Here is a 26,224-nt window from a genome sequence, read left to right as displayed (position 1 = left end):
CTTAAGGTCTCATCGAGGCACACCATGATCTTTCCTACCAAATTTGATGTCATCGTAGTTGGCGGCGGCCATGCCGGAACGGAGGCCGCGCTGGCTTCTGCTCGCATGGGGCAAAGCACGCTTTTGCTCTCGCACAACATAGAAACCCTGGGGCAAATGTCCTGTAATCCATCCATCGGTGGTATCGGCAAAGGCCATCTGGTCAAGGAAGTCGATGCGATGGGCGGGGCGATGGCGATAGCCACCGATGAGGCGGGCATCCAGTTCCGCATCCTGAATTCGTCCAAAGGGCCGGCAGTGCGCGCAACCCGTGCGCAAGCCGACCGCATCCTGTACAAGCAGGCGATCCGTTCGCGTCTGGAAAACCAGCCTAACTTGTGGCTGTTCCAGCAAGCGGTTGATGATTTGCTGGTAGAAGGTGATCGCGTCGTTGGTGCGGTAACCCAGGTTGGGATCAAGTTTGAAGCGAAGGCAGTGGTACTGACGGCCGGTACCTTCCTCGATGGCAAGATACACGTAGGCTTGAATAACTACTCGGCGGGCCGTGCCGGTGATCCGCCTGCGATCTCGCTGTCCGCTCGTCTGAAAGAATTGAAGCTGCCGCAAGGTCGCCTGAAAACTGGTACGCCGCCACGGATCGATGGTCGTTCGATAGACTTCTCCGTCATGCTGGAACAACCGGGTGACCTCGACCCTGTACCAGTATTCTCGGTGATGGGTAACGCGGCGATGCATCCGAAGCAAATGCCTTGCTGGATTACGCATACCAATGAAAAAACCCATGACCTGATACGCAGCGGACTGGATCGCAGCCCTATGTACACAGGTGTGATCGAAGGGGTGGGGCCTCGTTATTGCCCATCCATCGAAGACAAGATACATCGCTTCGCAGGCAAAGAGTCACATCAGATCTTCCTCGAACCGGAAGGCCTGACGACCAATGAGTTCTATCCGAACGGTATCTCGACCAGCCTGCCATTCGACATCCAGCTGGCACTGGTGCAATCGATGCGCGGTCTCGAGCATGCGCACATCCTGCGCCCGGGTTATGCAATCGAATACGATTACTTTGATCCGCGCGGCCTGAAGTCGACGCTGGAAACCAAGGTTATCCAGGGCTTGTTCTTTGCCGGACAAATCAATGGCACCACCGGTTACGAAGAAGCCGCGGCACAAGGTATGTTGGCTGGTATCAATGCCGCCCTGCAAACACAGGAGCGTGATGCCTGGACCCCGCGCCGTGATGAAGCTTACCTCGGCGTATTGGTCGATGACTTGATTACCAAGGGTGTGCTCGAGCCTTACCGTATGTTTACCAGCCGCGCTGAGTATCGCCTCAGCTTGCGCGAAGATAATGCCGATATGCGCCTGACCGAGATCGGACGTAAGCTCGGCTGCGTCGGCGATGCGCAATGGGCGGTGTTTGAAACCAAGCGTGAAGCGGTGGCGCGTGAGCTGGAACGTCTGCGTTCGACCTGGGTCAGCCCGCGTATTTTGGCTGCCGCAGAAGCAGAGCGTGTTCTGGGTAAAGGGATAGAGCGTGAGTATGCGCTCGCTGACCTGTTGCGCCGCCCGAACGTCAGCTATGAAACGCTGATGAGTCTGAAGGGCATGGACGGGCAAGATCTGGCCGGTCCGGGCGTGAGTGAAGATGCGGTGCGCGAGCAGGTCGAGATTCAACTGAAGTACGCCGGTTACATTGATCGTCAGGCGAAAGAGGTAGAGCGTCATGATTACTATGAGAATCTGAAGCTGCCGCAGGAATTCGATTACATGGAAGTCAAAGGCTTGTCCTTTGAAGTGCGCCAAAAGTTGTGCAAGCACAAACCGGAAACCCTGGGCCAGGCTTCACGTATTTCCGGCGTGACGCCAGCTGCGATTTCCTTGCTGTTGGTACATTTGAAAAAGGGCGGTTTCAAGGAATTCGCCGCATTACCACCTACTTCTGAAGCTGCTGCATGAAGGCATTTGATCGTCCCGCATTAACCGTATTGCTGATCCAGGGCGCGCGCGATTTAACGCTGGACCTGAGTGAAGCGCAAATCAACAAGCTGATCGATTACCTGGCCTTGATGGCGAAGTGGAATTCGGTCTACAACCTGACCGCGGTGCGCGATCCGGTGCAGATGGTGACTCAGCATTTGCTGGATTCACTGGCGGCAGTATCGGCTTTCACTGGTGCGAAGAATGTTCTGGATGTCGGTGCTGGTGGTGGTTTGCCTGGCATCGTGTTGGCAATATGGGCGGCGGAAGCGCAGCCCGATATGCGTATCTCGATGATAGATACCGTACATAAAAAAACCGCCTTCCTGACGCAAGTAAAAGCCGAGCTGAACCTGAGTAATGTCAGTGTGCATACGGCACGCGTGGAACAATGGCAGGCGCCGCAAAAGTTTGATGTGATTACTTCGCGTGCCTTTGCCGACCTGTCTGATTTCGTTAATTGGTCGGAACATCTGTTGGCAGAAGGCGGGCAATACATTGCACTCAAAGGCGTGGCACCGGATAGCGAAGTGGCAGGATTGCCGCCGGGCTGGCAAGTGAGTGAAGTGCGTGCATTGCAGGTACCGACTTTGCAGGCGGAACGTCATCTGGTCTTCATCAAAAGGACAGTGCCATGAAAAAGCTGCTGATCGCTACCGCATTATTTGCTGCATCCCTGAGCGCGCCGTCATGGGCGCAGCAGGTGAGTACCGTCGTCAGTGTTGACCTGGCACGCTACACCGGCAAGTGGTATGAGATCGCACGCTTTCCCAATCGCTTTCAGGATGACTGCATCGCGAATGTAACGGCACAATACGACAAGCGCGCCGATGGTGAGATCGATGTCACCAATCGTTGCTTGCAAGCGGGTGGCAAGATAGATGAAGCTGTCGGCCGTGCGCGTGTGGAAGATACCGGTACCAACGCCAAACTGCAGGTGCGTTTTGCACCCGACTGGTTAAGCTGGATACCGTATGTATGGGCCGACTACTGGATCATCGATCTGGATCCGGCTTATACGCTGGCAGCAGTGGGTGGTCCTACACGTGATTATCTGTGGGTGCTGTCCCGCACACCAACCGTGCCGGAAGCCGCGTATGAAGCATTGGTGAATCGCGTAACGGCACAAGGATTTGATACGGCGAAGCTGGTCAAGACCAGGCAGGACAGTGCAGGCAAGTAAAGCAGTTTGCAGTAGCAGTACTTGATGGATCCAGGAATGTTTGACCACTAACTAGAACGAGAATATGGCAAAAATATTTTGCGTTGCGAATCAAAAGGGCGGGGTTGGTAAGACCACCACAGCAGTGAATCTGGCAGCAGGGCTGGCGCAATTGAATCAGCGCGTATTGCTGGTAGATCTTGATCCGCAAGGTAATGCCACGATGGGCGCAGGGATCAACAAGGCAGAGTTGCAGTCGTCTATTTACGAAGTCCTGCTCGGCATGGCGGATGTAGCGACCGCACGCGTGAGATCCGAGACCGGCAGGTTTGATGTGTTGCCGGCCAATCGCGAACTGGCTGGTGCCGAAGTCGAAATGGTCGAACTCGACAACCGCGAAAAGCGTTTGAAGGATGCCCTGGGTGTGGTCGATGCGGAATACGACTTCATGCTGATCGATTGCCCGCCGGCTTTATCCATGCTGACCCTGAATGGTTTGTGTGCGGCACACGGTGTCATCATTCCGATGCAGTGTGAATACTATGCACTCGAAGGTTTGTCCGATCTGGTCAACACCATCAAGAAAGTTCATGCGAAGCTCAACACTGATTTGAAAATCATCGGTCTGTTGCGTGTGATGTTTGATCCGCGCATGACTTTATCGCAGCAAGTATCGTCGCAGCTGGAACAGCATTTCGGCGACAAGGTATTCAAGACCATCATCCCGCGCAATGTGCGTCTGGCGGAAGCGCCATCGTATGGTATGCCGGGTATTAACTTCGATCCGTCGGCCAAGGGTGCGCAAGCCTACCTGGCCTTTGGTGCGGAAATGGTCGAACGCATTAAAACGATATAAATATGTAGCGGGCGAGGGCGCTAACGGCGTCGCCTGCAACGAACTAAGAATGTGAGTCGGGAATTATGGTCACGAAAAAACAAAAGGGTTTGGGTCGCGGTCTGGAAGCATTGCTGGGCGGCGCTTCCGATTTCAATGAAGCGATTGCTGCATTACCGGGTGCGCCATCCGTCTTGCAAGTCACCGATATGCAGGCAGGTAAATATCAGCCGCGTACGCGCATGGATGAAGGTGCGCTGAATGAATTGGCCGCATCGATTAAGGCGCAGGGTTTGCTGCAAGCGATTCTGGTACGTCCGATTGCGTCGGGCAACGGTCGTCAACGTTATGAAATCATCGCTGGTGAGCGTCGCTTCCGCGCAGCGCAACTGGCAGGCCTGACCGAAGTCCCGGTGCTGGTCAAGGAAGTTGACGACGAAGCGACCGCGGCGATGGCGCTGATTGAAAACATCCAGCGCGAAGACTTGAATCCATTGGAAGAAGCGCAGGGCATACATCGCCTGATCGCCGATTTCAATTTCACGCATGAGCAGGCGGCTAACTCGGTTGGTCGTTCACGCAGTGCGGTGTCCAACCTGTTGCGTTTGCTGAACCTGGCGAAGCCGGTACAAACCATGCTGATGGCAGGCGATATCGATATGGGCCACGCGCGCGCCTTGCTGGCGGTGGATGCGGCGTCGCAGATTACGCTGGCCAACCAGGTGGTTGCCAAACGCATGTCGGTACGCGAAGCGGAAAAACTGGTGGTGCGTTCGACGCTGGAACAGAACGGCGCCAACAAACCGCGCAGCAATGGCAAGGAAAAATCCCGCGATATCACCCGCCTGGAAGAAGAGTTGTCAGATTTGCTCGCCAGCAAGGTTGAAATCAAGCTGGGCGCAAAGAACAAGGGCCAGTTGATCGTTGATTTTGCTGATCTGGATGCGCTGGACGGCATTATTGCCAAATTGCGCGTTACCGCCTGATCCCGAGCGGCCGGTTTGCTGACTATAGACAGCGGAACGCGGGTGGATTCTGCGTTTCCGTTGGTCTGCAGCGACGTTGTTTGGGTGCAACATCGCGTTAAATGTTTGTTAAACATCTAATTTCTGTTGTCGTATAGACAGAACACAAATAATTCCATCCGCCACGCTTAATTTGCAACGTAGCTACGTGTTTTTCACATAGCAAACGTTTGACGGTGGCGAAGGAAAGCCCTTATAATCCCGTGGCTTCATGGAACGCACGACTTAGTTTGTATTCACTCCAGTCCGAGTAGCTCGATCGTGAGGGTCGCCAAAGGACTGCATCATTTGGACCAGTATGCTGCCCGTCGTCCTCCTGCAACTCGCGACAACGGTAATAGCCAGCATTATTGCCGGTTTGATTGCCGGAATGCCTGCGCTGTATTCGGCGTTGTTGGGAGGGTTGTGTTGCGTGGTGCCGAATGGTTTGTTTGCGCTACGTCTATTTTCCGCTGCGCAAAAATCCGAATCCGTTAATCCGATGACTTTTTTCATCGGAGAATTTATCAAGATTGCATTGACGATCGCTTTGTTGGGTGCGGTTGTCTGGTTGTACCGCGATTTGAATTTGCTGGCGCTAGTCGCCGCGTTCGTCGTGGCACTGAAGAGTTACATAATCTTATTATTTAGGCATTAACATGGCGACTGATCACGCAGCACCGACGGCTTCCGAATATATCGTCCACCATCTGGGGCATTTCTCCACCAAACACCAAGACAAGATCGTTGATTTTTCGATCATCAATATGGACACGATTTTCTGGTCCATTTTTGCCGGTGTTATTGGTTGTTTGTTCATGTACCTGGCAGCACGTAAAGCGACCTCCGGCGTACCGGGTCGTTTCCAGGCAGCTGTAGAAATGATCGTTGAAATGGTTGATAACCAGGCCAAATCGATCGTTCACGGCGACCGCACCTTCATCGCTCCACTGGCATTGACCGTATTCGTCTGGGTTGCCCTGATGAACTCGCTGGATTTCTTGCCTGTCGATATGTTCTCGGCATTCTTCCACGCAGTCGGTATTGATCATATCTTCCCGTATCACCGCGTTGTTCCTACTGCCGATCTGAATGGCACCATGGGTATCGCACTCGGCGTTTTCGCGCTGATGATCTTCTACAACATCAAAATCAAAGGTGCTGGCGGCTTCGTACACGAACTGTTCGCTGCTCCGTTTGGTATCTGGCTTGCGCCGTTCAACCTGTTGTTGAACATGATCGAATTCGCAGCAAAAACCGTCTCCCTGGCGATGCGGTTGTTCGGCAACATGTACGCCGGCGAATTGTTATTCCTGTTGATTGCATTGCTGGGTTCGACCGCTACCGCGTTCGGTTTCTTTGGTCATGTGGTAGCAGGTACGATGTGGGCAATCTTCCACATCCTGATCGTCTTCTTGCAGGCGTTCATTTTCATGATGCTGACTCTGGTGTACATCGGCCAGGCACATGAATCGCATTAATGGTTTGAGTATTTAGGCTTTTGGTTTTTTGATTTAATTTTTTGATTTAACTTTAACTTTGAAGGAATTGTTATGACTGACCTCTCATTTGTTGCGCTGGCTTGTGGTTTGATTATTGGTCTGGGCGCGATCGGCGCTTGTATCGGTATCGCTATCATGGGTGGCAAATATCTTGAGGCATCTGCTCGTCAACCAGAATTGATGAACACACTGCAAACCAAAATGTTCCTGTTGGCTGGTCTGATCGATGCTGCGTTCCTGATTGGTGTTGGTATCGCTATGTTGTTCGCATTCGCAAACCCGTTCATCGCTAAGTAATTCGGTAGTTTTACCGGTTCTCACGCTGAAGATATTTTCGGCACACGATACTTAGAGAAGGAATTACCATGAACTTAAATGCAACTTTGATTGCGCAGTTCGTGGTCTTCTTCATCCTGGCAGGCTTCACGATGAAATTCGTGTGGCCGCCACTGATGAATGCGCTCGATGAGCGCGCCAAGAAGATCGCGGATGGTTTGGCAGCAGCCGAACGTGGCAAGTCTGATCTGGCAGTAGCTGAAAAGCGCGCCCAGGCAGAACTGGCTTCCGCGCAAGAAGCAGGTCAAAAGCGTATCAGCGATGCTGAGAAGCGCGGACTGAGCATTATTGAAGAAGCCAAGAAAACTGCAGCTGAAGAAGCCGCACGCATCCTGGCCGCCGCTAAAGCAGATGCAGATCAGCAAGTTACCCAGGTACGCGAAGCATTGCGTGACCAGGTTGCTACCCTGGCAGTTAAAGGTGCTGAGCAAATCCTGAAGCGCGAAGTCAATGCTGCTGTTCACGCTGATCTGTTGAACCAACTGAAAGCCGAGCTGTAATCATGGCCGAACTCGCAACGATTGCCCGTCCTTACGCCGAAGCTCTGTTCCGTGTGGCGAAAGCTGCCGATCTGAACGGCTGGTCGAATCTGGTCTCCGAAATGGCACAGGTTGCTGCGAATCCCGATGTGTATGCATTGGCGCACAACCCGAAAGCCTCGGATGAACTGATCGGCAGCACATTCATTTCGGCGCTCAAATCGCCGGTTGGCGCTGAAGCGAAAAACTTCATCAACATGCTGGTGCAAAACGACCGCTTGACGCTGTTGCCGGAAATCGCGACTCAGTTCCACGCATTGAAAAATGCGCAAGAAGGCGCAGCTGACGCAGAAATCGTCAGCGCGTTTGAACTGTCGTCAGCGCAGTTGACCGAACTGGTCGCAACGCTGGAAAAGAAATTCGGCCGCAAGCTCAACCCGACAGTCGCCGTTGATGGCGCATTGATCGGTGGTGTGCGCGTCGTTGTCGGTGATGAAGTGCTCGACACCTCGGTGCGCGCGAAACTGCAACAGATGCAAGTTGCGTTGACTGCGTAATCGTCGCCGGGCCCCTAGCCTAAGCTACAGAGAAAAATTTTAGGAGTTTATATGCAACTCAACCCGTCTGAAATCAGCGAACTGATCAAGAGCCGGATTCAAGGGCTCGGCGACAACGCTGAGATTCGCAATCAAGGCACGGTCATTTCCGTGTCCGACGGTATCTGCCGCATCCACGGTCTGTCTGACGTTATGCAAGGCGAGATGCTGGAGTTCCCAGGCAACACGTTCGGCCTCGCGCTGAACCTGGAGCGTGACTCCGTCGGTGCCGTTATCTTGGGTGAATACGAACACATTTCCGAAGGCGATACCGTTAAATGTACCGGTCGCATTCTGGAAGTGCCGATTGGTCCGGAACTGTGTGGCCGTGTGGTCAACGCATTGGGTCAACCAATCGACGGTAAAGGTCCTGTCACTACCAAGCTGACTACCCCTATCGAAAAAATCGCTCCAGGCGTTATCGCACGTCAATCCGTTGATCAACCGATGCAAACCGGTATCAAGGCTATTGACGCGATGGTACCTATCGGCCGCGGTCAACGTGAATTGATCATTGGCGATCGTCAAACTGGTAAAACAGCTGTTGCGATCGATGCCATCATCAATCAAAAAGGCCAGGGCGTAACATGTATCTATGTTGCGATCGGTCAAAAAGCATCGTCGATCAAAAACATCGTGCGTTCGCTCGAACAGCACGGCGCAATGGAATACACGATCGTGGTTGCTGCAACCGCGTCGGAATCCGCTGCGATGCAATTCGTGTCGGCCTACTCCGGCTGCGCGATGGGCGAATACTTCCGCGACCGCGGTGAAGATGCGCTGATCGTGTATGACGATTTGTCGAAACAAGCTGTTGCGTACCGTCAGGTTTCCCTGCTGTTGCGCCGTCCACCAGGCCGCGAAGCGTTCCCTGGCGACGTGTTCTATCTCCACAGCCGTTTGCTCGAACGCGCAGCACGTGTTAACGCCGACTACGTCGAAGCGTTCACCAAAGGCGCAGTTAAAGGCAAAACCGGTTCGTTGACAGCATTGCCTATCATCGAAACACAAGCCGGCGACGTTTCCGCATTCGTTCCAACCAACGTAATTTCGATTACCGACGGTCAGATCTTCCTGGAAACATCGTTGTTCAACTCGGGCGTACGTCCAGCGATTAACGCTGGTATCTCGGTTTCCCGCGTTGGTGGTGCAGCTCAAACTAAAGTCATCAAGGGCTTGTCCGGCGGTATTCGTACCGACTTGGCGCAATACCGTGAATTGGCAGCGTTTGCGCAGTTCGCTTCGGACCTCGATGCTTCGACACGTAAACAACTGGACCGCGGTGCACGCGTTACAGAATTGTTGAAACAAGCTCAGTACGCACCATTGTCGACTTCGTTGATGGCGGTTTCGCTGTTCGCGGTCAACAAAGGTTATTTCGATGACCTCGAAGTCAAGAAAGTACTCGCGTTTGAATCGGGTCTGCACGGTTTCATGAAGTCCAGCCACGCAGCATTGCTGCAAAAAATCGAAGACACCAAAAAGCTCGAGAAAGACGACGAAGCTGTATTGGCTGCTGCGATTGCTGATTTCAAAAAATCGTTCTGATTCTGGGGCTATAAGGAGTAACAACTCATGGCTTCAGGCAAAGAGATACGTGGCAAGATCAAGAGCGTAGAAAATACGAAGAAGATCACCAAGGCGATGGAAATGGTCGCTGCATCCAAAATGCGTAAAGCGCAAGACCGGATGCATGCGGCACGTCCTTACAGCGACAAGATTCGCAATATCGCTGCGAATCTGTCGCAAGCCAATCCGGAATATACGCATCCGTTTCTGGTGAAGTCGGATGCGTCGAAGACAGTCGGCTTCATCATCGTTACGACTGACAAGGGTTTGTGCGGCGGTATGAACACAAACTCCTTGCGTATCGTGACCACCAAACTGCGCGAGTTGGAAGCAGAAGGCAAGAAGGTCGAAGCAGTTGCAATCGGTAACAAAGGTTTGGGCTTCCTGAATCGTATCGGCGCGCGTGTCGTGTCGCATGCGGTACAAATCGGCGACACCCCGCACCTGGACAAGTTGATTGGTCCAGTCAAGGTGATGCTTGATGCGTATCAGGATGGCAAGCTGGACGCGGTTTACGTCGTCTACACCAAATTCATCAACACGATGAAACAAGAGCCAATGATGGAGCAATTGCTGCCATTGGCAACTGACAAGCTGAAGGCAGATGAAGATTCGCTGGCATGGGATTACATCTACGAACCTGATGCACAAACCGTGATTGACGAATTGTTGGTGCGTTACGTTGAAGCGCTGATTTTCCAGGCTGTTGCTGAAAACCTCGCGTCCGAGCAATCGGCTCGTATGGTGGCGATGAAATCGGCTAGCGACAACGCCGGTAGCGTGATTAGCGAATTGAAGCTGGTCTATAACAAGACGCGTCAAGCAGCGATTACGAAAGAACTTTCCGAGATCGTTGCCGGAGCGGCTGCGGTTTAATTCGATTGCGGGACAGCGTAGAAATGCGCTGTCCTCAACAACCAGATTTTAAATTTTATATATTGAAGGAACGAAAATGGCTGATGGCAAAATCGTTCAGTGTATCGGCGCGGTGGTGGACGTTGAATTTCCCCGCAATGCGATGCCTAAGATTTACGATGCCTTGAAGATGGCAGGTTCCGATCTGACGCTGGAAGTTCAGCAACAGTTGGGTGACGGTATTGTTCGTACCATTGCGCTCGGTACATCCGACGGTTTGCGTCGCGGCATGATCATTCAAAACACCGGCAATCCAATCACAGTACCAGTCGGTACGGCCACACTGGGTCGTATTATGGACGTGTTGGGTAACCCGATCGACGAATGCGGTCCTGTGAGCAATGAGCGCACAGCATCGATTCACCGTAAAGCACCAGCGTACGACGAATTGTCGCCGTCGCAGGATTTGCTGGAAACAGGTATCAAGGTTATTGACTTGGTTTGCCCGTTCGCAAAAGGCGGTAAAGTCGGTCTGTTCGGTGGTGCGGGTGTTGGTAAAACCGTGAACATGATGGAACTGATTAACAACATCGCTAAAGCACACAGCGGCTTGTCCGTGTTTGCTGGTGTTGGTGAACGTACTCGTGAAGGTAATGACTTCTACCACGAGATGGCTGACGCGAAAGTAGTTGATCTGGAAAACCCAGCCAACTCGAAAGTAGCAATGGTCTACGGTCAGATGAATGAACCACCAGGTAACCGTCTGCGCGTTGCGTTGACCGGTCTGACCATGGCTGAAGCGTTCCGTGACGAAGGTAAAGACGTGTTGTTCTTCGTCGATAACATCTATCGCTTCACACTGGCTGGTACCGAAGTATCCGCGTTGCTGGGTCGTATGCCTTCCGCTGTGGGTTATCAACCTACACTGGCTGAAGAAATGGGCCGTCTGCAAGAGCGTATTACATCGACCAAAACCGGTTCGATTACATCGATCCAAGCCGTTTATGTTCCAGCGGATGACTTGACCGATCCATCGCCAGCAACCACGTTTGCTCACTTGGACTCCACCGTCGTTCTGTCGCGTGACATCGCATCGCTTGGTATTTACCCTGCGGTTGATCCACTCGATTCGACATCGCGTCAATTGGATCCACTGGTCGTTGGTCAAGATCACTACGACACCGCACGCGCTGTTCAAGGTACATTGCAACGCTACAAAGAATTGCGCGACATTATCGCGATTCTGGGTATGGACGAACTGGCACCGGAAGACAAACTGCTGGTCGCACGTGCACGTAAGATGCAACGTTTCCTGTCGCAGCCGTTCCACGTTGCTGAAGTATTTACCGGCGCGCCTGGTAAATACGTTTCGCTGAAAGATACGATCAAGGGCTTCAAAATGATCGCATCGGGCGAACTCGATCACCTGCCAGAACAAGCGTTCTACATGGTAGGTACCATCGAAGAAGCAATCGAAAAAGCGAAAAAACTCAACTAATCGTTGAGCCGCTAACACGCTGTGTAATAACAGTGCGTTAGCGGCAAGTTCGTATCGATCCTGTATCGATCTTTGAACGAATGAATAAGGTTCTAACATGGCACATACTATGCGCGTAGACGTCGTCTCAGCCGAAGAAGAAATCTTCTCCGGCGAGGCAGAATTTGTCGCGCTGCCGGGTGAATCGGGCGAGCTCGGGATTTTGCCGGGACATACGCCTTTGATTACACGCATCCGACCAGGTGCGGTACGCATCAAGGTTACAGGCCAGGCTGAAGATGAATTTGTCTTCGTAGCAGGCGGTATCCTGGAAGTACAACCGCATGTAGTTACGGTTTTGGCTGACACCGCGATTCGTGGTGGCGACCTGGATGAAGCGAAGGCAGCGGAAGCTAAACAATTGGCCGAAGAAGCACTGGTCAATAAAGAATCGAAAATCGACTACGCACAAGCACAGGCTGAATTGGCCAGCGCAATTGCACAGTTGGCGGCGATCCAAAGATTGCGTCAAAAACGCTAATCTTCAAATCCCGCATACAATAAAGGGCAGCTCAGGCTGCCCTTTTTGTTTTTGGAAAAAAGAATCTATGACTAATGATCTCCAGATAGCTGACAAAATACTCGCTGAATCACGCGTCATCGCGGTGGTCGGCATCTCACCCAAACCAGATCGTCCCAGTCACTACGTGGCGAAGTATTTGCAGAGTCATGGTTATCGCATTATTCCGGTCAATCCGGTCAGTGCGGGTACGCACATCCTCGGCGAACATTGCTATGCGACGTTGACGCAGGCTGCTGCAGCGCTGGCTGAGCAGCAGATCCGGATCGACCTGGTAGACGTCTTCCGCAAGTCGGAACTGGTCGAGCCGATCGCAGATGAAGCGATCGCCATCAAGGCACGCGCCTTCTGGCTGCAGATGGGCATCATCAACGAAGCGGCGACCAACAAAGCACGTGCAGCAGGACTCGATGTGGTGGCAGATCGTTGTACCAAAGTCGATCACGCCAGATGGCGTGCCCAGCAAGCATAAGGGAGGTAAAGATGGCCAGCAACTCGCAATCATTCCGCGCCGACAAAAAGCAAAAGGTCGCAGATGCCGCTGCAGGAGAGAAGCCTTTATCCAGTGGCGACAAGGAGCAGGACAAATTACTGGTCGAGCAACAGGCGCTGCAGATCGCTGAGTTGCAGGAAGTCCTCTATGCCGAACGCAAGCATAAGATACTGATCGTTCTGCAAGGCATGGATACCTCGGGCAAGGACGGTACCGTACGCGGCGTATTCGGCAAGATAGATCCGCTGGGCGTCAGCAGCGTTGCATTCAAGGCGCCGAGTACGGAAGAGAAGGCGCATGACTTTCTGTGGCGCATACACAAGCAGGTGCCTTCACAGGGCGAGTTCACCATCTTCAATCGCAGTCACTATGAAGACGTGTTGATTACACGTGTACACGACTGGATAGATGACAAGGAATGCAAACGTCGTTACCAACATATTCGTGACTTCGAACGCATGCTGGCGGAGAACGGAACTGTCATCCTCAAGTTCTTCCTGCACATCTCCAGTGACGAACAAAAGAAGCGTCTGGAAGAGCGTATCGCCGATCCGAACAAGCACTGGAAGTTTGATCCGGCCGATCTGGAAGAACGTAAATCCTGGACCGCTTATCAGGCGCAATACGAAGAAGTCATACGCGAGACGGATGCCGATCATGCGCCGTGGTATGTCGTGCCGGCAGATTCCAAGACGCATCGCAACCTGGTCATCAGCAGCATCGTGCTGGATAAACTGACGAAATTGAAACCGGAATTTCCACCGGGGAATCCTGCGTTTTCAAAGTTGAAAGTAATTTAAAAAGATGGCGCAAATCCGTTCATTTGCGCCACCCAAAAAGCAACAATGCGATAGGTATGCGTTGACCATTAAAACGCGAATCATTATCATTGCCTCACCAGACAAATCTGTCTGATTTGTCCCTGTCCCCGCCAGCCATTCTCTCCCCGCCGACCACGTCGCGCTGTCAGCAGATCAGCCAGTGCGTACCTATCGAAACGGAGAATTATCTATGGCTACTATTCAAAGCCGCAAATCAAACTCGCTGCGCAAGCTGAAGTGTTCAGCAGCAGTTTCTGTCGCCATGATGGCGTTCCCGGCTTTATCACATGCGCAGCAAGCGACTGGCAAAGCAGATGAACCAACTACGCTGGAGGCTATCCAGGTGAGCGGAGATTTGCTCGGCACAGGTTTACAAAACAGTGTGAAGCGCTACGCCGGTGCACGCACAGTGGTAAAAAAAGAAGAGATAGAGAACTCCGGTGCAGCGAGTATCAGTGATGTGATGCGTCGTATTCCCGGTGTCCAAAGTACCGATAACTCAGGCAGTGCGGGCAGTGCAGTTTCACTTAATATCGGCGTGCGGGGTCTGGCAGGTCGTTACTCGCCCCGTTCGACGGTCTTGCTTGACGGTATTCCTATGGCCGTTGCTCCTTATGGTCAACCGCAGTTGTCGTTTGCACCCGTTAGCTTGAACAACATTGAATCGATAGATGTGGTGCGTGGTGGCGGTGCAGTACGCTACGGACCGCAAAACGTCGGCGGCATCATCAATTTCAAAACACGTTCAATTCCGACGGGTAGCGACGCAGTTGGAGACGTATCAGTACGTCAGAATGGCTACAGCAAGGGTGGCAGCAATACTCAATACAGTGCATTTGCGGGCAAACAACTGGATAACGGCTTTGGTTTTGCGGTGTTGTACTCGGGCATGAGTGGCAGCGATTGGCGTGTGGGCAGCGATGAAAAGGTCAATGATCTCGCACTGAAGTTCCGATATGAACTGAGTCCCACCTCTGAAATCTACGGTAAATTTTCCTATTACGATGTTACTTCGCGGACGCCAGGTGGTTTGACGACCGCGCAGTACAATGCGAATCCATTCCAGAATACGCGTCCTACGGATTTCTGGAGTGGTGATCGTACTGCTTTTGATATTGGGTATATCAACTCTATTTCTGACACGCAGGAATTTGAGATTCGAACCTATTACAACGAGAGTAATCGCCAAAGTACCTTATTCAACAATACGAATAAAACGGATATCGATCATCAGCCGCGTAGCTATCAAACATTGGGAATAGAGCCGCGTTATACACAGCGCTTTAACATCGGAAGTACAACAAATGATGTGACTGTCGGTTATCGCTACATACGTGAACGTGGGGATGACAACAAGTTCAGTGAAAAAATTGCGACAGGCGTTGCTACAGCGCAGACGACAGTCGATAACTCGACCGACGCGCATGCAATATATATCGATGACAAGATCGCTTTCGGTGCCTGGCGTATTACGCCAGGGATTCGCTTTGAGCGCATAAAATCTGTCAGTACCGATCGCACGACAGGTAAGAGTCCCGAGATCACTAACAATGAGCCCTTACCATCGTTGAACATAGCTTATCTTCTAACTCAGGACATAACCTTGTTCGCTAACTACGGTACCTCATTTGGAACGATTCAGAACTTCCAGCTGGCGGCACCTGTGGCACCGACCACCCCGTTGAAACCTGAATTGGCTAGGACAACAGAGGCGGGCGTGCGGTGGCAAAACAAAAGTTTTTCGGCTGAATTGACTGCATTTAATATTCGCTTCGACAATCAGATTCAGTCAGTTGGTAGTGGCACGTCATTGTCTTACTACAATCTAGGAAAAACCACACACAATGGTGTGGAAACGGCGTTTGACTACACCTTTGATAGGACCGGGCCTTTTGCGGGACTGAACGCCTACATCAACTATACATATACTCGCGCCACGCTGGAGTCGGGTATAACAGCGGGTAATGATGTGCCTTTTTACGCACGCAATACCGACACAGTTGGCGTACGTTATAACGTTGGAAATTGGGGGCTGAACCTTTCAAGTACACACCAAAGCAAACAATTTGCTGATGAAAAAAATACTGTCGCTGAAAGTGCCGATGGTAGCAATGGAGTCATTCCGGGGTTCCGTTTGTGGAATGCACAGGTCAACTGGAAAGTACCGAAGCAAAAAGGATTGGAAATTCTTGCCGGGGTCAACAATTTGACTGACGAGCGTTACTTTACTCGTACTACTGACGGTAATAGAGGGAAGCTGGTCGGCGCACCGCGTATGGCTTATATTCAGGCGCGTTACGCATTCTGATGCATAGTATGTTGTCGCAAGCCCTTTAACAAACGGCCGGTCATACTGACCGGCCTTGTCATTTAATATGCTTACTTCTTTTCCATCGCAGCCAACCACAACCCGCGTCGTCAACATGCGCCGCATCTGGGTAAAAGTCCATCGATGGCTGGCACTGAGCGTCGGCTGGATACTGGCTGTAGTAGGTGTGCTGGGCGCGATATTGATACTCGCGCAGCCGTTGGATAAATGGGCGCATCCGGAATTTTTCAAAGCGGATGCAATCACGGGTTCAGCAGTTGCACCAACGGTGACGCTGGAAGCGATACGCAAGCAGTTAATCACCGAGTTCGGAACCAAGAGCAATTTCACGCTGCGTCCGCCGCGCGTAGCGGGTGATACCTACTGGGTAATCGTGCGTGGTGAGCCGTGGAGTGGCACGGTGTATCTGAATCCTGTAACCGGCCATGAACAGGGCCGCCGCGGTGAGTACGACGGCTTCGTGAACTTTGCGTTCAAGTTGCATAGTGCCTTGCTGCTCAAAGATACCGGCAAAGCGATCCTGGCCTGGATCGCACTCGCATATCTTGTCTTGCTGATTAGTGGTCTGGTGCTATGGTGGCCCAAGCGTTGGCCGCCTTCGCTAAAGATAGAACTCGGTAAAGGTTTGCTGCGCGGTCTGTTTGATATGCATAGGATAGGCGGAGCGGTGCTCGGCTTATTGATCGCTGTATCGGTTGCTACTGGTGCGTATATGGCATGGCGGCCGCTCGGTCAGTTTGTCACTACACTGAGCGGTAGTGCGGCCGTCAAACCGCCGGTGCTATCGAAAGAAGAACTGGCGCAGCCGGCCACCGTCACACTGGATCAACTGGTCGCGCGTGGACATGCGGTGTTTCCTACGGATCCTGTCACCTATGTACAGCTACCGGCCAAGGCTAATCAGCCTATACGTCTGCGCCTGCTTTTGGCAGATGATCCGCATCCGAATGGATTGACGTCTGTTTACATGCATCCAAAAACCGGAGAAGTGCTGGCCGCGTATCGTTGGGATCAGCTCGATCCAGGTGCGCGCGCATTTTCGTTTGTGTACCCATTGCATACCGGTGAGCTGGGTGGCATCACTCTGGAGGCTTTGACCTTCCTGAGCGGACTCGGTTTGGGCATGCTCGGAGTGACCGGAATTTGGTTGTGGTGGCGCCGGCGTCGCTGAGCAACTTTTTCTTAACGTTTTCTTAACCACCTTTTGCAACAGAAAGTAACAATTTCAGACAAATCCGCTGGATTTCATTGATGTTAGTAATACGAATTATTATCATTCACTCCAAGCCGATGTTCATCGACTGCCAGCCATCTGATTCATGCCTCCGACGAGTTGTTGTCGCACCGGCTGCAGACTAGCCAGCCCAACATACCGACCCCAATCTAGAGGATTTAAAGATGGCTCATATTAAAAGCCGTAAGCACGTTGTCGCCCGCCGTTCGGGCTGCTCGGCAGCTGTTGCGATGGCATTTGTTGTATTACCAGGCGCTGTTTCCGCACAGCAATCTGCCGCGGTTCTGCCGGAAATTGAAGTTCAGGGCGCTGCAGAAACCTATAAAGCAGATACCGTTTCGTCGCCGAAATTCACCCAGCCTTTGCTAAATACCACCCAGACGATTACCGTCATCAAGAAAGAAATCGTGCAGCAACAAGGTGGTACGACCCTGACGGAAGCACTGCGCAACACACCAGGTGTAGGCACGTTCTCTCTGGGTGAAAACGGCAATACTACGACGGGTGACGCGATCTATATGCGCGGCTTTGACACATCGAGCTCTATTTTCGTGGATGGCGTACGTGATCTGGGCGCCGTGTCGCGCGACATGTTCAACATCGAACAAATCGAAGTGACCAAAGGTCCTGCAGGTGCAGATACAGGCCGTGGATCTCCGACCGGCTCGATCAATTTGTCGACCAAACAACCAACGATGAAAGAAGCTTATTCCGCTTCTATCGGTCTTGGCAGCGGTAACTTCCAGCGCGTTACCGCAGATCTGAACAAGCCTTTGAATCTCGAAGGTGGCGCGGCATTCCGCGTCAATCTCCTGAAAGACGACTCCGGAGTTGCAGGTCGTGATGTGGTAAAAAGTGATCGCCAGGGCATCGCTGCTGCACTCGCATTTGGTCTCAATACCAACACCAGAACATACTTGAACTACCTGCATATTGATCAGGACAATATTCCGAACGGTGGCGTGCCTACCATCGGCTTGCCTGGTTACAGCAACACCAATGCTTTCCTCAATAGCGGTGTAAAAGTAAATCCAAAGAATTTCTACGGTACGACTGGCGATTACGAAGAAGTCACCGCGGACATGGTAACGGCACGTATCGAGCACGACTTCTCGCCGAATGTGAAGCTGCAAAATACCACGCGTTTCGGTCGCACCAAGCAGGATTACCTGCTGACCGGTTTTATGACGCTGGCCGCACCAACGGCTAACCCTGCCAGCTGGAATCTGGCGCGTAGCTCACAAATCGTTGACCAGAAAAACGAGATCATCGCTAACCAAACCAATCTGACCGCCAAATTTGATACCGGTGGAATCAAGCACTCGGTAGTGACAGGCCTCGAGCTGTCGCACGAGAAGCAATGGAACGTCGGCTATGATCCAAACAGCCTTGGCACTCTGGCTAACTCCAGCCTGTACTTCCCGAATCCGGCGATACAGCGCGTAGGTTTCAATCCGGTTACTAACGGAAACAATGCGGTTGGTTCAACCAACACTGCATCCGTATATCTGTTCGATACGCTTGAGCTCAGCCCTAAATGGCAAATCAATGGTGGTGTGCGGGTTGATCGCTACGATACCGACTATCAAAACGCGACGCTCGGCAACGGTGTACTCGGTGTTGATTGTACGGCGCGTTGTAACGGCATTACGAAAGGCCTGGTTGTACAAAATGCTCCTTTGAGCACATCGGGTACCCTAGTTAACTGGAAGCTCGGCGCTCTGTATAAACCGACCGAAGACAGCAGCTTGTATGCATCGTACGCGACATCCAAGCAACCACCTGGCGGTGCAAACTTTGCACTGAGCGCAGCAAGCAACAGCGCGGCGAACGTCAACTATGATCCGCAAGGTACGAAGACCGCAGAAATCGGCGGGAAATGGGATGCGCTGGACAAACGTTTGGCTTTGACCGCTGCCGTGTATCGCACGGAAATCACCAACGAAGTTGAAGGCAACGCAACCGATGGTTATTTCCAAACCGGTAAAAAACGTGTGCAAGGTATCGAGCTGGGGGTAGTCGGTGATATCACTACAGCATGGGCAGTCAGTGCGGGGTACACCGTGATGAACACGAAAGTGACCAGTGGCGCAGTAGTTGCTGCAGATGGCACCCGTGGTTTGAGCTACACACCAAAACAGGCGTTTACAGCATGGACCACGTACAAGTTGCCAGGCGGCTTCACGATCGGTGGTGGTGCGCGCTTTGTTGATAGTTTGCGCAAGCCTTCGGACGGTGCAGTTGGTACGCCAACGCATACCGAGTCTTACTGGGTCTACGATGCAATGGCGACATACGCAGTTACGAAAAACTTCGACCTGCAGCTTAACCTCTACAACCTGACCGATAAAGAATATGTAGCGTCGATCAATAAGAGCGGTTATCGCTACACCCCAGGTATTGAGCGTTCTGCACGCCTGACTGCAAATATCCGTTTCTAAGTTTATAAAAGTAGTCCGGAGCTGAAGTTATACTGATAAGCCTCTCCTCAGGGAGAGGCTTTTTTTCATTAAGGTAGCCATCATGATGCTGCATATACCCGAAGTACTGACTCCTGCTCAGGTAACTGAAATCCGTCAACGGCTGGATACAGCCGACTGGATGGATGGCAAGGCGACCGTTGGCGCCCAAGGAGCGCAAGTAAAAAAGAACCGCCAGTTGCCGGAGCTGTCCCCGGTAGGTATGGAACTAGGTCAGATCATCCTGAAGGCACTGGTAAATAACCCGCTGTTTTTTGCAGCAGCTTTACCTATGCGTTATATGCCACCTTTATTCAATCGTTATGAAGGTGGTGAACATTACGGCTTTCATATCGATGGTTCGGTGCGCAACATCCCGGGCTCAAACCTGAGCTTACGCACAGATCTATCGTGCACTTTGTTTTTGTGTGAGCCGGAAGATTACGACGGAGGTGAATTAATCGTAGCGGATACTTACGGCGAGCATGAAGTGAAGCTACCGGCCGGAGACATGATCCTGTATCCGTCGAGCAGCCTTCATAAGGTGGAACCGGTTACACGTGGCGCACGCGTCTGTTCATTCTTTTGGGTGCAAAGCATGGTGGCCGATGACGGCAAGCGTAGTTTGTTGTTTGAGCTGGATCAGAACATCCAGAAGTTACGTGCAAAACTGGGGGATAGTGAAGAGGTGGTCGGACTTACCGGGCATTATCACAACCTGTTGCGGCAGTGGGCCTCGGTATAAATCCAGGATATCCGTTACTGAGTTGTACTGGTGGTTCGTCCATATTTGATTCGGTTGGCTTTGCAAGTGATGAAAGCTGATCGATCATCCATAAAGCCAGTTGTACTTGGTTCCCTGCGTTTCTGAAAGCAAGATATTTCTCAATCGCATCTGGCATACGATAACTAATCGCCAGCCATTTCATAGCGCTTCAGATCTCCTGATGCCGATACCAGAGACAGCCAGCATGCGTTGTCCAACCAATCGGGAGATTTTAGATGGCTCACATAAAAAGTCGCAAGCATCCTGCTGCGCGTCGTTTGAACTGTTCTGCAGCAGTCGCTTTGGCATTCATTGCATTGCCCGGCGCTATTCACGCACAACAAACCAAACCGGCTTCTGCAAAAGCAGCAACTGAAGCTACTCTGCCTGAAGTGAATGTGCAAGGTCAGGCGCAATCCTATAAGTCTGATCAGGTTTCTTCACCTAAATTCACCCAGCCCTTGGTTGATACGCCGCAAACCATCTCCATCATTAAAAAGGAAGTATTCCAGGAGCAGGGTGCGACTACCTTGACCGACGCGTTACGCAATACCCCAGGCGTGACGATGTTAATTGGAGAAGGCGGGAACAGTAGCGCCAGAGGCAATATTTCTATGCGCGGTTTCGATACGGCCGGCAGTATTTTCGTTGATGGTATGCGCGATTTGGGCAACTTCCCACGTGATATTTACAATACAGAACAAATCGAAGTCATTAAAGGTCCGTCGGGTTCTGAATATGGCCGGGGTGCGCCATCGGGTACCGTTAATATGTCGAGCAAGACTCCATTTGCTGGCAATCTCAATGCGGGTTCATTAAGCGCGGGGACTGATAAGCAAAAGCGTGCAACCGTTGATCTTAACCGCAAGCTAAACGAATCATCGGCTTTTCGTATCAATGCGATGGCCCAGGATAGTGGCATACCTGGTCGTGATGTTGCGAAAAACAAAGGATGGGCGTTAGCTCCTTCGTTTGCCTTTGGCTTGAATACGCCGACCCGCATCTTCCTGAACCTGGAGCACATCGAACAGCGCAATCGTCCCGACTTTGGCGTACCGACGGTGGGTTTGCCCGGATACTACAACGCGGCTTTGGCAGCTAAGGGGATCGTACCTCCGAGTAAGGTGAATCCGAAAAATTTCTATGGATCCACTAGCGATTTCGAAAACGTGAATGGCGATATGGTTACTGCGCGCATCGAACACGATATTCGCCCGGGGACGATACTGCGTAACACAACCCGTATCGCGAAAGTGCAGCATGAGTGGATGGCGACCGCGCCATCAGGTGCTGTTAGTGATGGCAGCGGGTCAGCAGCGGTTGCACGCCCGGATCCGAATACGTGGACAGCAAATCGTAGCCGACAGACTAAATGGCAGAAAAATGAACTGATTACAAACCAGACTAACCTGACGACCGAATTTAAGACGGGCTCGATAGCGCATACATTGAGTACAGGGGTTGAATTTATCTATGAGAAACAGTTAAGCAAAACGATAGCCGGTGCCGGCACCATGAGTCCGGCGAATCTGTGGAATCCGAACCCTTCTGACCCGATTAGTGGCTATGCTTTGACTCCGAATGGTGCGCAGAGTAAAGGCGATACGATGACGGTGAGTCTGTATGCGTTCGACACGCTGAAATTATCTGAACAATGGCAATTGAGTGGCGGCGTACGTTTTGATCGGTACAGTACGGAAAATAACAATGTCATGGTTGATGGCGTGCGAACGCGCTTGAAAAGTTCTGACACGCTAGCGGGCTGGAAGCTTGGTGCGTTATATAAACCTGCTTCAAATGGAAGCATTTATGCGTCTGTATCGACCTCGCAACAGCCGCCGGGTGGTAGCAATTTCACTCTTAGTGCAACAGATACCAATATAAATAACCCGAATCTGGAGCCGCAGAAAGCAACTAACGTCGAAGTTGGTACCAAGTGGGATGTGCTGGATAACAAGCTGGCGGTAACGGCGGCTGTTTATCGCAGTGAAAATACAAATGATTTGACGACTCGAGGTGCGGACCCTGGACAAATCATTCAATATGGGAAAAAGCGGGTTTCCGGTGTCGAGTTGGGTGTAGTAGGTAATATTACCAATCAGTGGGCTGTCAGCGCAGGCTTGGCAAAAATGAACACCAAGGTCGTTGCCGGCTCTGCTACACAGACGGGCTCTTCTTTGAACTGGTCACCCGAGCTCACATTCACGGCATGGACGACCTACAAACTCGCATCCGGTCTGACGATAGGTGGTGGCGCCCGTTATGTGGACGGGATGGTGCGCTCGGTCAGCAATACGGCAAATGCAGCGACTACCAATATGCTTAATGTGCCTAGTTATTGGGTATATGACGCGGTGGCTTCGTATAACGTCAACCAAAATCTGGCATTGCGGCTGAATCTTTATAACCTGTTTGACAAAGAATACGTCGCAAGTTTGAACAACAATGGCAATCGTTATACACCAGGTGGCGCGCGAGCAGCGCTGCTAACGGCGAATTTAAAGTTTTAAGTTCAGATTTCCCAGCATTTGTTTAATCAGCAAATGTGGTCAGAGAGCCCCCGATAAAGGGGCTCTTTTCATTGGAGTACTCATTATGATGTTGCACATATCGGAAGTGCTGACAGCAGCGCAGGTAACAGGGATTCGTAAAGCGATAGATACAGCAGAATGGGTGGATGGTAAAGCTACGGTCGGCGCACAAGGTGCGAAAGTTAAAAGAAACCGGCAATTGTCGGAACTATCACCAACAGGGCTGAAGGTTGGCCAGACGATTCTTCAGGCATTAGCGAGCCATCCTCTGTTTGTGTCGGCGGCCTTGCCGACGCGGTATATGCCGCCATTGTTTAATCGCTATGAAGGTGGTGAACATTACGGTTTTCATATCGACGGTTCGGTGCGTGGTATTCCCGGTAGTAATCTGAGCTTACGCACCGACTTGTCGTGTACCTTGTTTTTAAGTGAGCCGGAAGATTACGACGGCGGTGAGTTGATCGTAGCGGATACGTACGGCGAGCATGAAGTGAAACTGCCAGCTGGAGATATGATTCTGTATCCGGCCAGTAGCGTACACAAGGTTGAGCCGGTAACACGAGGTGCGCGTATCAGCTCCTTCTTTTGGGTACAAAGCATGGTGGCCGATGATGGTAAGCGTAGCCTGCTATTTGAGCTGGATCAGAATATCCAAAAGCTGCGAACTAAACTGGGTGACACTGAAGAAGTTATTGGTCTGACAGGGCATTATCATAACCTCTTGCGCCAGTGGGCTATCGTGTAGTGCCACTCGCTTCAATCAATACACATCGCGCCGATAGCGGCCTTGCTCTATCAGTTGTTCCACGCCGGCACTGCCGATGATGTCGGTCAGGGTTGCTTCCACTCCGCCAGCCATGCCTTCCAGGCTGCCGCATACATAGATGGCGGCATCGGCGGCCAGCCAGTTGCGCACTTGTTCCGCCTGTTCACGCAACTTGTCCTGCACATAGATGCGTTGTTCCTGATCGCGCGAAAAGACGATATCGGCGCGTTCCAGCACTCCCTGGTTTTGCCAGGCGACGATTTCATCACGATAGTAAAAATCGTTTGCGGCATTGCGCTCGCCAAAGACCAGCCAGTTCCTTTGCATGCCATTCGCCGCGCGCGCTTTCAGGTGACTACGCAAACCAGCGAGGCCGGTGCCGTTGCCGATGAGGATGAGTGGCCTGTGCTGGTTATCACCGAGACGGAAGTTGCTGTGTGGGCGTAAGCGCAGATCTATGCTTGCTCCGACTACTGCCTGTTCGGTCAGCCAACCAGAGGCGATGCCGAGGCTGCCGTCTTCACGGCGCTCCTGGCGCACCAGCAGATGTACACGGCCGTCAGCTGGTATCGATGCTACCGAGTACTCACGTGGACGGTCCTGATCGGCAGGTGCCAGTACTTGCACCAGGTCACCGGCTTCCCATGTTGCCGCGTCATCAGGCGCTTCCAGTTCCAGATGGAAAGTAGGGCCACCTGCGCTGTCGGGGTTGAGGCGGTGGCGTGCTGCCAGTCGCCATTGCTGATACGACGGTGCTTGCCAGTCCGGAGTATCGGCAGTGCCGGCCAGATGGCTCAGATGATGTTGCCAGGTGTGCAGTGCTTTGGTGTCGCCATTGTCTGCTGCGACGCTGTCAAACAAGGCTTGCGCTCCGCTCTTGCGTAACCAGCTGGTCAGGGTATGGCCAAAGCCGCAGAAATGCGCGTAATGGCTATCACCCAGCATCAATACACCGAAGTGCAGATGCGGCAACGCTTGTCTGGCATGCATCAGTTTGGTGGCAAACAAGGATGCGTTGTCCGGCGGATCGCCTTCGCCGTACGTACTGACGACAAATAATGCGCGCTCGCTTTGCAGCAGGTCGTCGAGGCTGATGTCTGAGAGCGCGGCGACGCGTGTCGGTACACCAGCGGTGTGCAGCATGCGCGCGGTTTGCCAGGCGAGTTGTTCGGCCGAGCCGGTCTGGCTGGCATAACCTATCAGCCATGGCTGTGCGCCGTCGGCAGCAGGGCGGAGCGCAGCGGCGTCGCGCAGGGCTTGTAAACGCTTGCGTCGTTCGGAAAGATAAATACCGCCGCATAGTACAAGGTAGGTGAACACCAGCAGTGCTGCGACGATGATACGGGTAGTGTCGCTCCAGTTCATTGGAGTAAAGCCAGTAGTGAGGCGCTCAGATGTTCTTCAAATCCATCTTTGCTGCGATTGATAAACAGTGCCGCTATATCGTGTTCGTTGGCGTAGGCCAGTCCCTGTTCTGCACCCATGACGTTGAGTGCAGTTGACCACGCGTCAGCAGCCATGCAATCTGCATGCAGCACGGTGACGGAGGCCAGTCCGTGCCGTATAGGTTCGCCGCTGCGAGGATCGATGGTGTGCGAATAACGTGTCGCATCATTTTCAAAATAGCGCCGATAATCGCCCGAAGTTGCTGCCGACCAGTCATACAGGGCAGCGATGGTTTCTATGCCGATGGCGGTGTTCGATGCTGCAGAGGTAAGTGCATCCGGTAACGGATGTTCGAGTGCAACCCACCACGGTTGCCCGTCCGGTTTCACTCCTGTGCCACGCAGCTCGCCACCGACTTCAACCAGGAAGCTGTCTATGCCGAGACGCAGCAGTTCGCGGGCGATCTGATCGACGCCAAATCCTTTGGCAATGGCGGAAAAGTCTATGTAAGCATTGCCAGGCTGTTGCACATGTTTTGTGGCGCTATCGATTTGTATGCGTTGCCAGCCGCATTGTGCGCGGGCTGCATCAAGTGCTTGTGCAGTGGGAGGGATGAAATCGGATTCGTCGTAACGCTGGCTGGGACCAAAGCCCCAGGCATTGACCAGTGCGCCTGCGGTCGGATCATAAGCACCATCGCTGGCGCGTGCGACCTTCAAGGCGTATTCCAATACGGTGAAGAACTCATCCGGCAGTGCATGCCACGAACCTGCAGCTGACTGATTGTAGATGCTCAGATTCGACGATGGCTCCCAGGTGCTCATCTGGGCGACGATGGTATCGAGCTGGGTTTGTATTGCCAGGCGCAAGGGCGGTAAGCGCCGTGTGACTTCTGCCACCAGTTTGACGGACCAGCTGGTTCCCATCGTCTGACCATGCAGGGTGTGCACGACGCTGCCCAGGGCAGGCGATTCAGGTGGGTTCTCTATCAGCGGGACTAGTGTGCGTCGCATGGGTGGTTCGGCAATATAGCCATTCATAGCCATTAAACTAAAAACGCC

The 26,224-nt window shown here is 52.4% G+C and carries 24 protein-coding genes; 22 read left to right on the top strand and 2 right to left on the bottom strand.

Going from position 1 to position 26,224, the window contains the following annotated elements; all coding sequences use genetic code 11:
• The first annotated feature begins 24 nt into the window (after positions 1–24).
• The 22 genes from mnmG to DBR37_RS02800 all read left to right on the top strand — a co-directional run bounded on the left by mnmG (position 25) and on the right by DBR37_RS02800 (position 23,756).
• Positions 25–1,962, top strand: coding sequence for a tRNA uridine-5-carboxymethylaminomethyl(34) synthesis enzyme MnmG (mnmG, locus tag DBR37_RS02905; protein WP_124572789.1), 1,938 nt, complete (start codon positions 25–27; stop codon positions 1,960–1,962).
• Positions 1,959–2,621 carry a 16S rRNA (guanine(527)-N(7))-methyltransferase RsmG gene (gene rsmG, locus DBR37_RS02900; protein ID WP_124572788.1) on the top strand — a complete coding sequence of 221 codons (663 nt, stop codon included), beginning with the start codon at positions 1,959–1,961 and terminating at the stop codon, positions 2,619–2,621. Before mnmG ends, rsmG begins: the two co-directional genes overlap by 4 nt.
• Complete coding sequence (locus DBR37_RS02895; RefSeq protein WP_124572787.1) at positions 2,618–3,166, top strand: lipocalin family protein; 549 nt, start codon at positions 2,618–2,620, stop codon at positions 3,164–3,166. The genes rsmG and DBR37_RS02895 overlap by 4 nt, the downstream gene beginning before the upstream one ends.
• 64 nt (positions 3,167–3,230) lie before the next feature.
• On the top strand, positions 3,231–4,001 hold the full coding sequence (locus tag DBR37_RS02890; RefSeq protein ID WP_124572786.1) for a ParA family protein: 771 nt from the start codon (positions 3,231–3,233) through the stop codon (positions 3,999–4,001).
• Positions 4,002–4,066: 65 nt separating this feature from the next.
• Positions 4,067–4,966, top strand: coding sequence for a ParB/RepB/Spo0J family partition protein (locus DBR37_RS02885; protein WP_124572785.1), 900 nt, complete (start codon positions 4,067–4,069; stop codon positions 4,964–4,966).
• Positions 4,967–5,303: 337 nt separating this feature from the next.
• Positions 5,304–5,642 carry an ATP synthase subunit I gene (locus DBR37_RS02880; protein WP_012081469.1) on the top strand — a complete coding sequence of 113 codons (339 nt, stop codon included), beginning with the start codon at positions 5,304–5,306 and terminating at the stop codon, positions 5,640–5,642.
• Position 5,643: 1 nt separating this feature from the next.
• On the top strand, positions 5,644–6,465 hold the full coding sequence (atpB, locus tag DBR37_RS02875; protein ID WP_124572784.1) for a F0F1 ATP synthase subunit A: 822 nt from the start codon (positions 5,644–5,646) through the stop codon (positions 6,463–6,465).
• A gap of 72 nt (positions 6,466–6,537) precedes the next feature.
• Positions 6,538–6,783, top strand: a complete 246-nt coding sequence (atpE, locus tag DBR37_RS02870; protein WP_011872763.1) for a F0F1 ATP synthase subunit C — start codon at positions 6,538–6,540, stop codon at positions 6,781–6,783.
• 68 nt (positions 6,784–6,851) lie between these two features.
• A complete protein-coding gene (locus DBR37_RS02865; protein ID WP_124572783.1) occupies positions 6,852–7,322 on the top strand; it encodes a F0F1 ATP synthase subunit B in 471 nt (156 codons plus the stop codon).
• Between the two features lie 2 nt (positions 7,323–7,324).
• The gene (locus DBR37_RS02860; RefSeq protein ID WP_124572782.1) at positions 7,325–7,858 is read left to right on the top strand and encodes a F0F1 ATP synthase subunit delta; all 534 of its coding nucleotides are present in this window, start codon (positions 7,325–7,327) and stop codon (positions 7,856–7,858) included.
• A 51-nt stretch (positions 7,859–7,909) separates the two neighbouring features.
• The gene (gene atpA, locus DBR37_RS02855) at positions 7,910–9,445 is read left to right on the top strand and encodes a F0F1 ATP synthase subunit alpha (protein WP_124572781.1); all 1,536 of its coding nucleotides are present in this window, start codon (positions 7,910–7,912) and stop codon (positions 9,443–9,445) included.
• A 27-nt stretch (positions 9,446–9,472) separates the two neighbouring features.
• Entirely contained in the window at positions 9,473–10,342 is an 870-nt protein-coding gene (gene atpG / locus DBR37_RS02850; RefSeq protein WP_124572780.1) for a F0F1 ATP synthase subunit gamma, read from the top strand.
• A 76-nt stretch (positions 10,343–10,418) separates the two neighbouring features.
• Complete coding sequence (atpD, locus tag DBR37_RS02845) at positions 10,419–11,819, top strand: F0F1 ATP synthase subunit beta (RefSeq protein WP_124572779.1); 1,401 nt, start codon at positions 10,419–10,421, stop codon at positions 11,817–11,819.
• 97 nt (positions 11,820–11,916) lie between these two features.
• Entirely contained in the window at positions 11,917–12,339 is a 423-nt protein-coding gene (locus DBR37_RS02840; RefSeq protein ID WP_012081462.1) for a F0F1 ATP synthase subunit epsilon, read from the top strand.
• 67 nt (positions 12,340–12,406) lie between these two features.
• Positions 12,407–12,850 carry a CoA-binding protein gene (locus DBR37_RS02835; RefSeq protein WP_124572778.1) on the top strand — a complete coding sequence of 148 codons (444 nt, stop codon included), beginning with the start codon at positions 12,407–12,409 and terminating at the stop codon, positions 12,848–12,850.
• Between the two features lie 11 nt (positions 12,851–12,861).
• A complete protein-coding gene (locus tag DBR37_RS02830) occupies positions 12,862–13,671 on the top strand; it encodes a polyphosphate kinase 2 family protein (protein WP_124572777.1) in 810 nt (269 codons plus the stop codon).
• 211 nt (positions 13,672–13,882) lie between these two features.
• Positions 13,883–16,000, top strand: a complete 2,118-nt coding sequence (locus DBR37_RS02825) for a TonB-dependent siderophore receptor (protein ID WP_124572776.1) — start codon at positions 13,883–13,885, stop codon at positions 15,998–16,000.
• A 67-nt stretch (positions 16,001–16,067) separates the two neighbouring features.
• Positions 16,068–17,192 (top strand): PepSY domain-containing protein, encoded by a 1,125-nt coding sequence (locus DBR37_RS02820; protein ID WP_124572775.1) that lies wholly within the window; start codon positions 16,068–16,070, stop codon positions 17,190–17,192.
• Positions 17,193–17,419: 227 nt separating this feature from the next.
• Positions 17,420–19,696, top strand: a complete 2,277-nt coding sequence (locus tag DBR37_RS02815) for a catecholate siderophore receptor Fiu (protein WP_124572774.1) — start codon at positions 17,420–17,422, stop codon at positions 19,694–19,696.
• 82 nt (positions 19,697–19,778) lie between these two features.
• Positions 19,779–20,459, top strand: coding sequence for a Fe2+-dependent dioxygenase (locus tag DBR37_RS02810; RefSeq protein ID WP_124572773.1), 681 nt, complete (start codon positions 19,779–19,781; stop codon positions 20,457–20,459).
• 257 nt (positions 20,460–20,716) lie between these two features.
• The gene (locus DBR37_RS02805) at positions 20,717–22,990 is read left to right on the top strand and encodes a catecholate siderophore receptor Fiu (RefSeq protein WP_124572772.1); all 2,274 of its coding nucleotides are present in this window, start codon (positions 20,717–20,719) and stop codon (positions 22,988–22,990) included.
• 85 nt (positions 22,991–23,075) lie between these two features.
• Positions 23,076–23,756, top strand: coding sequence for a Fe2+-dependent dioxygenase (locus tag DBR37_RS02800; protein ID WP_124572771.1), 681 nt, complete (start codon positions 23,076–23,078; stop codon positions 23,754–23,756).
• A 15-nt stretch (positions 23,757–23,771) separates the two neighbouring features.
• On the opposite strand, the gene DBR37_RS02795 is transcribed toward DBR37_RS02800, so the two are convergent.
• Together DBR37_RS02795 and DBR37_RS02790 are read right to left on the bottom strand one after the other, a co-directional pair.
• Positions 23,772–25,142: a sulfite reductase subunit alpha gene (locus DBR37_RS02795; RefSeq protein WP_124572770.1), complete on the bottom strand. Its 1,371-nt coding sequence runs from the start codon at positions 25,140–25,142 to the stop codon at positions 23,772–23,774.
• The gene (locus tag DBR37_RS02790) at positions 25,139–26,176 is read right to left on the bottom strand and encodes an FAD:protein FMN transferase (RefSeq protein ID WP_124572769.1); all 1,038 of its coding nucleotides are present in this window, start codon (positions 26,174–26,176) and stop codon (positions 25,139–25,141) included. The genes DBR37_RS02795 and DBR37_RS02790 overlap by 4 nt, the downstream gene beginning before the upstream one ends.
• Positions 26,177–26,224 lie beyond the last annotated feature (48 nt).

Origin of the sequence: Herminiimonas sp. KBW02 (genome assembly GCF_003852535.1) — a bacterium.
Taxonomy (GTDB): Bacteria; Pseudomonadota; Gammaproteobacteria; order Burkholderiales; family Burkholderiaceae_D; genus Oxalicibacterium.
The sequence above is the reverse complement of the archived record's forward strand: the minus strand, read 5'-3'. Positions and strand labels throughout refer to the sequence as shown.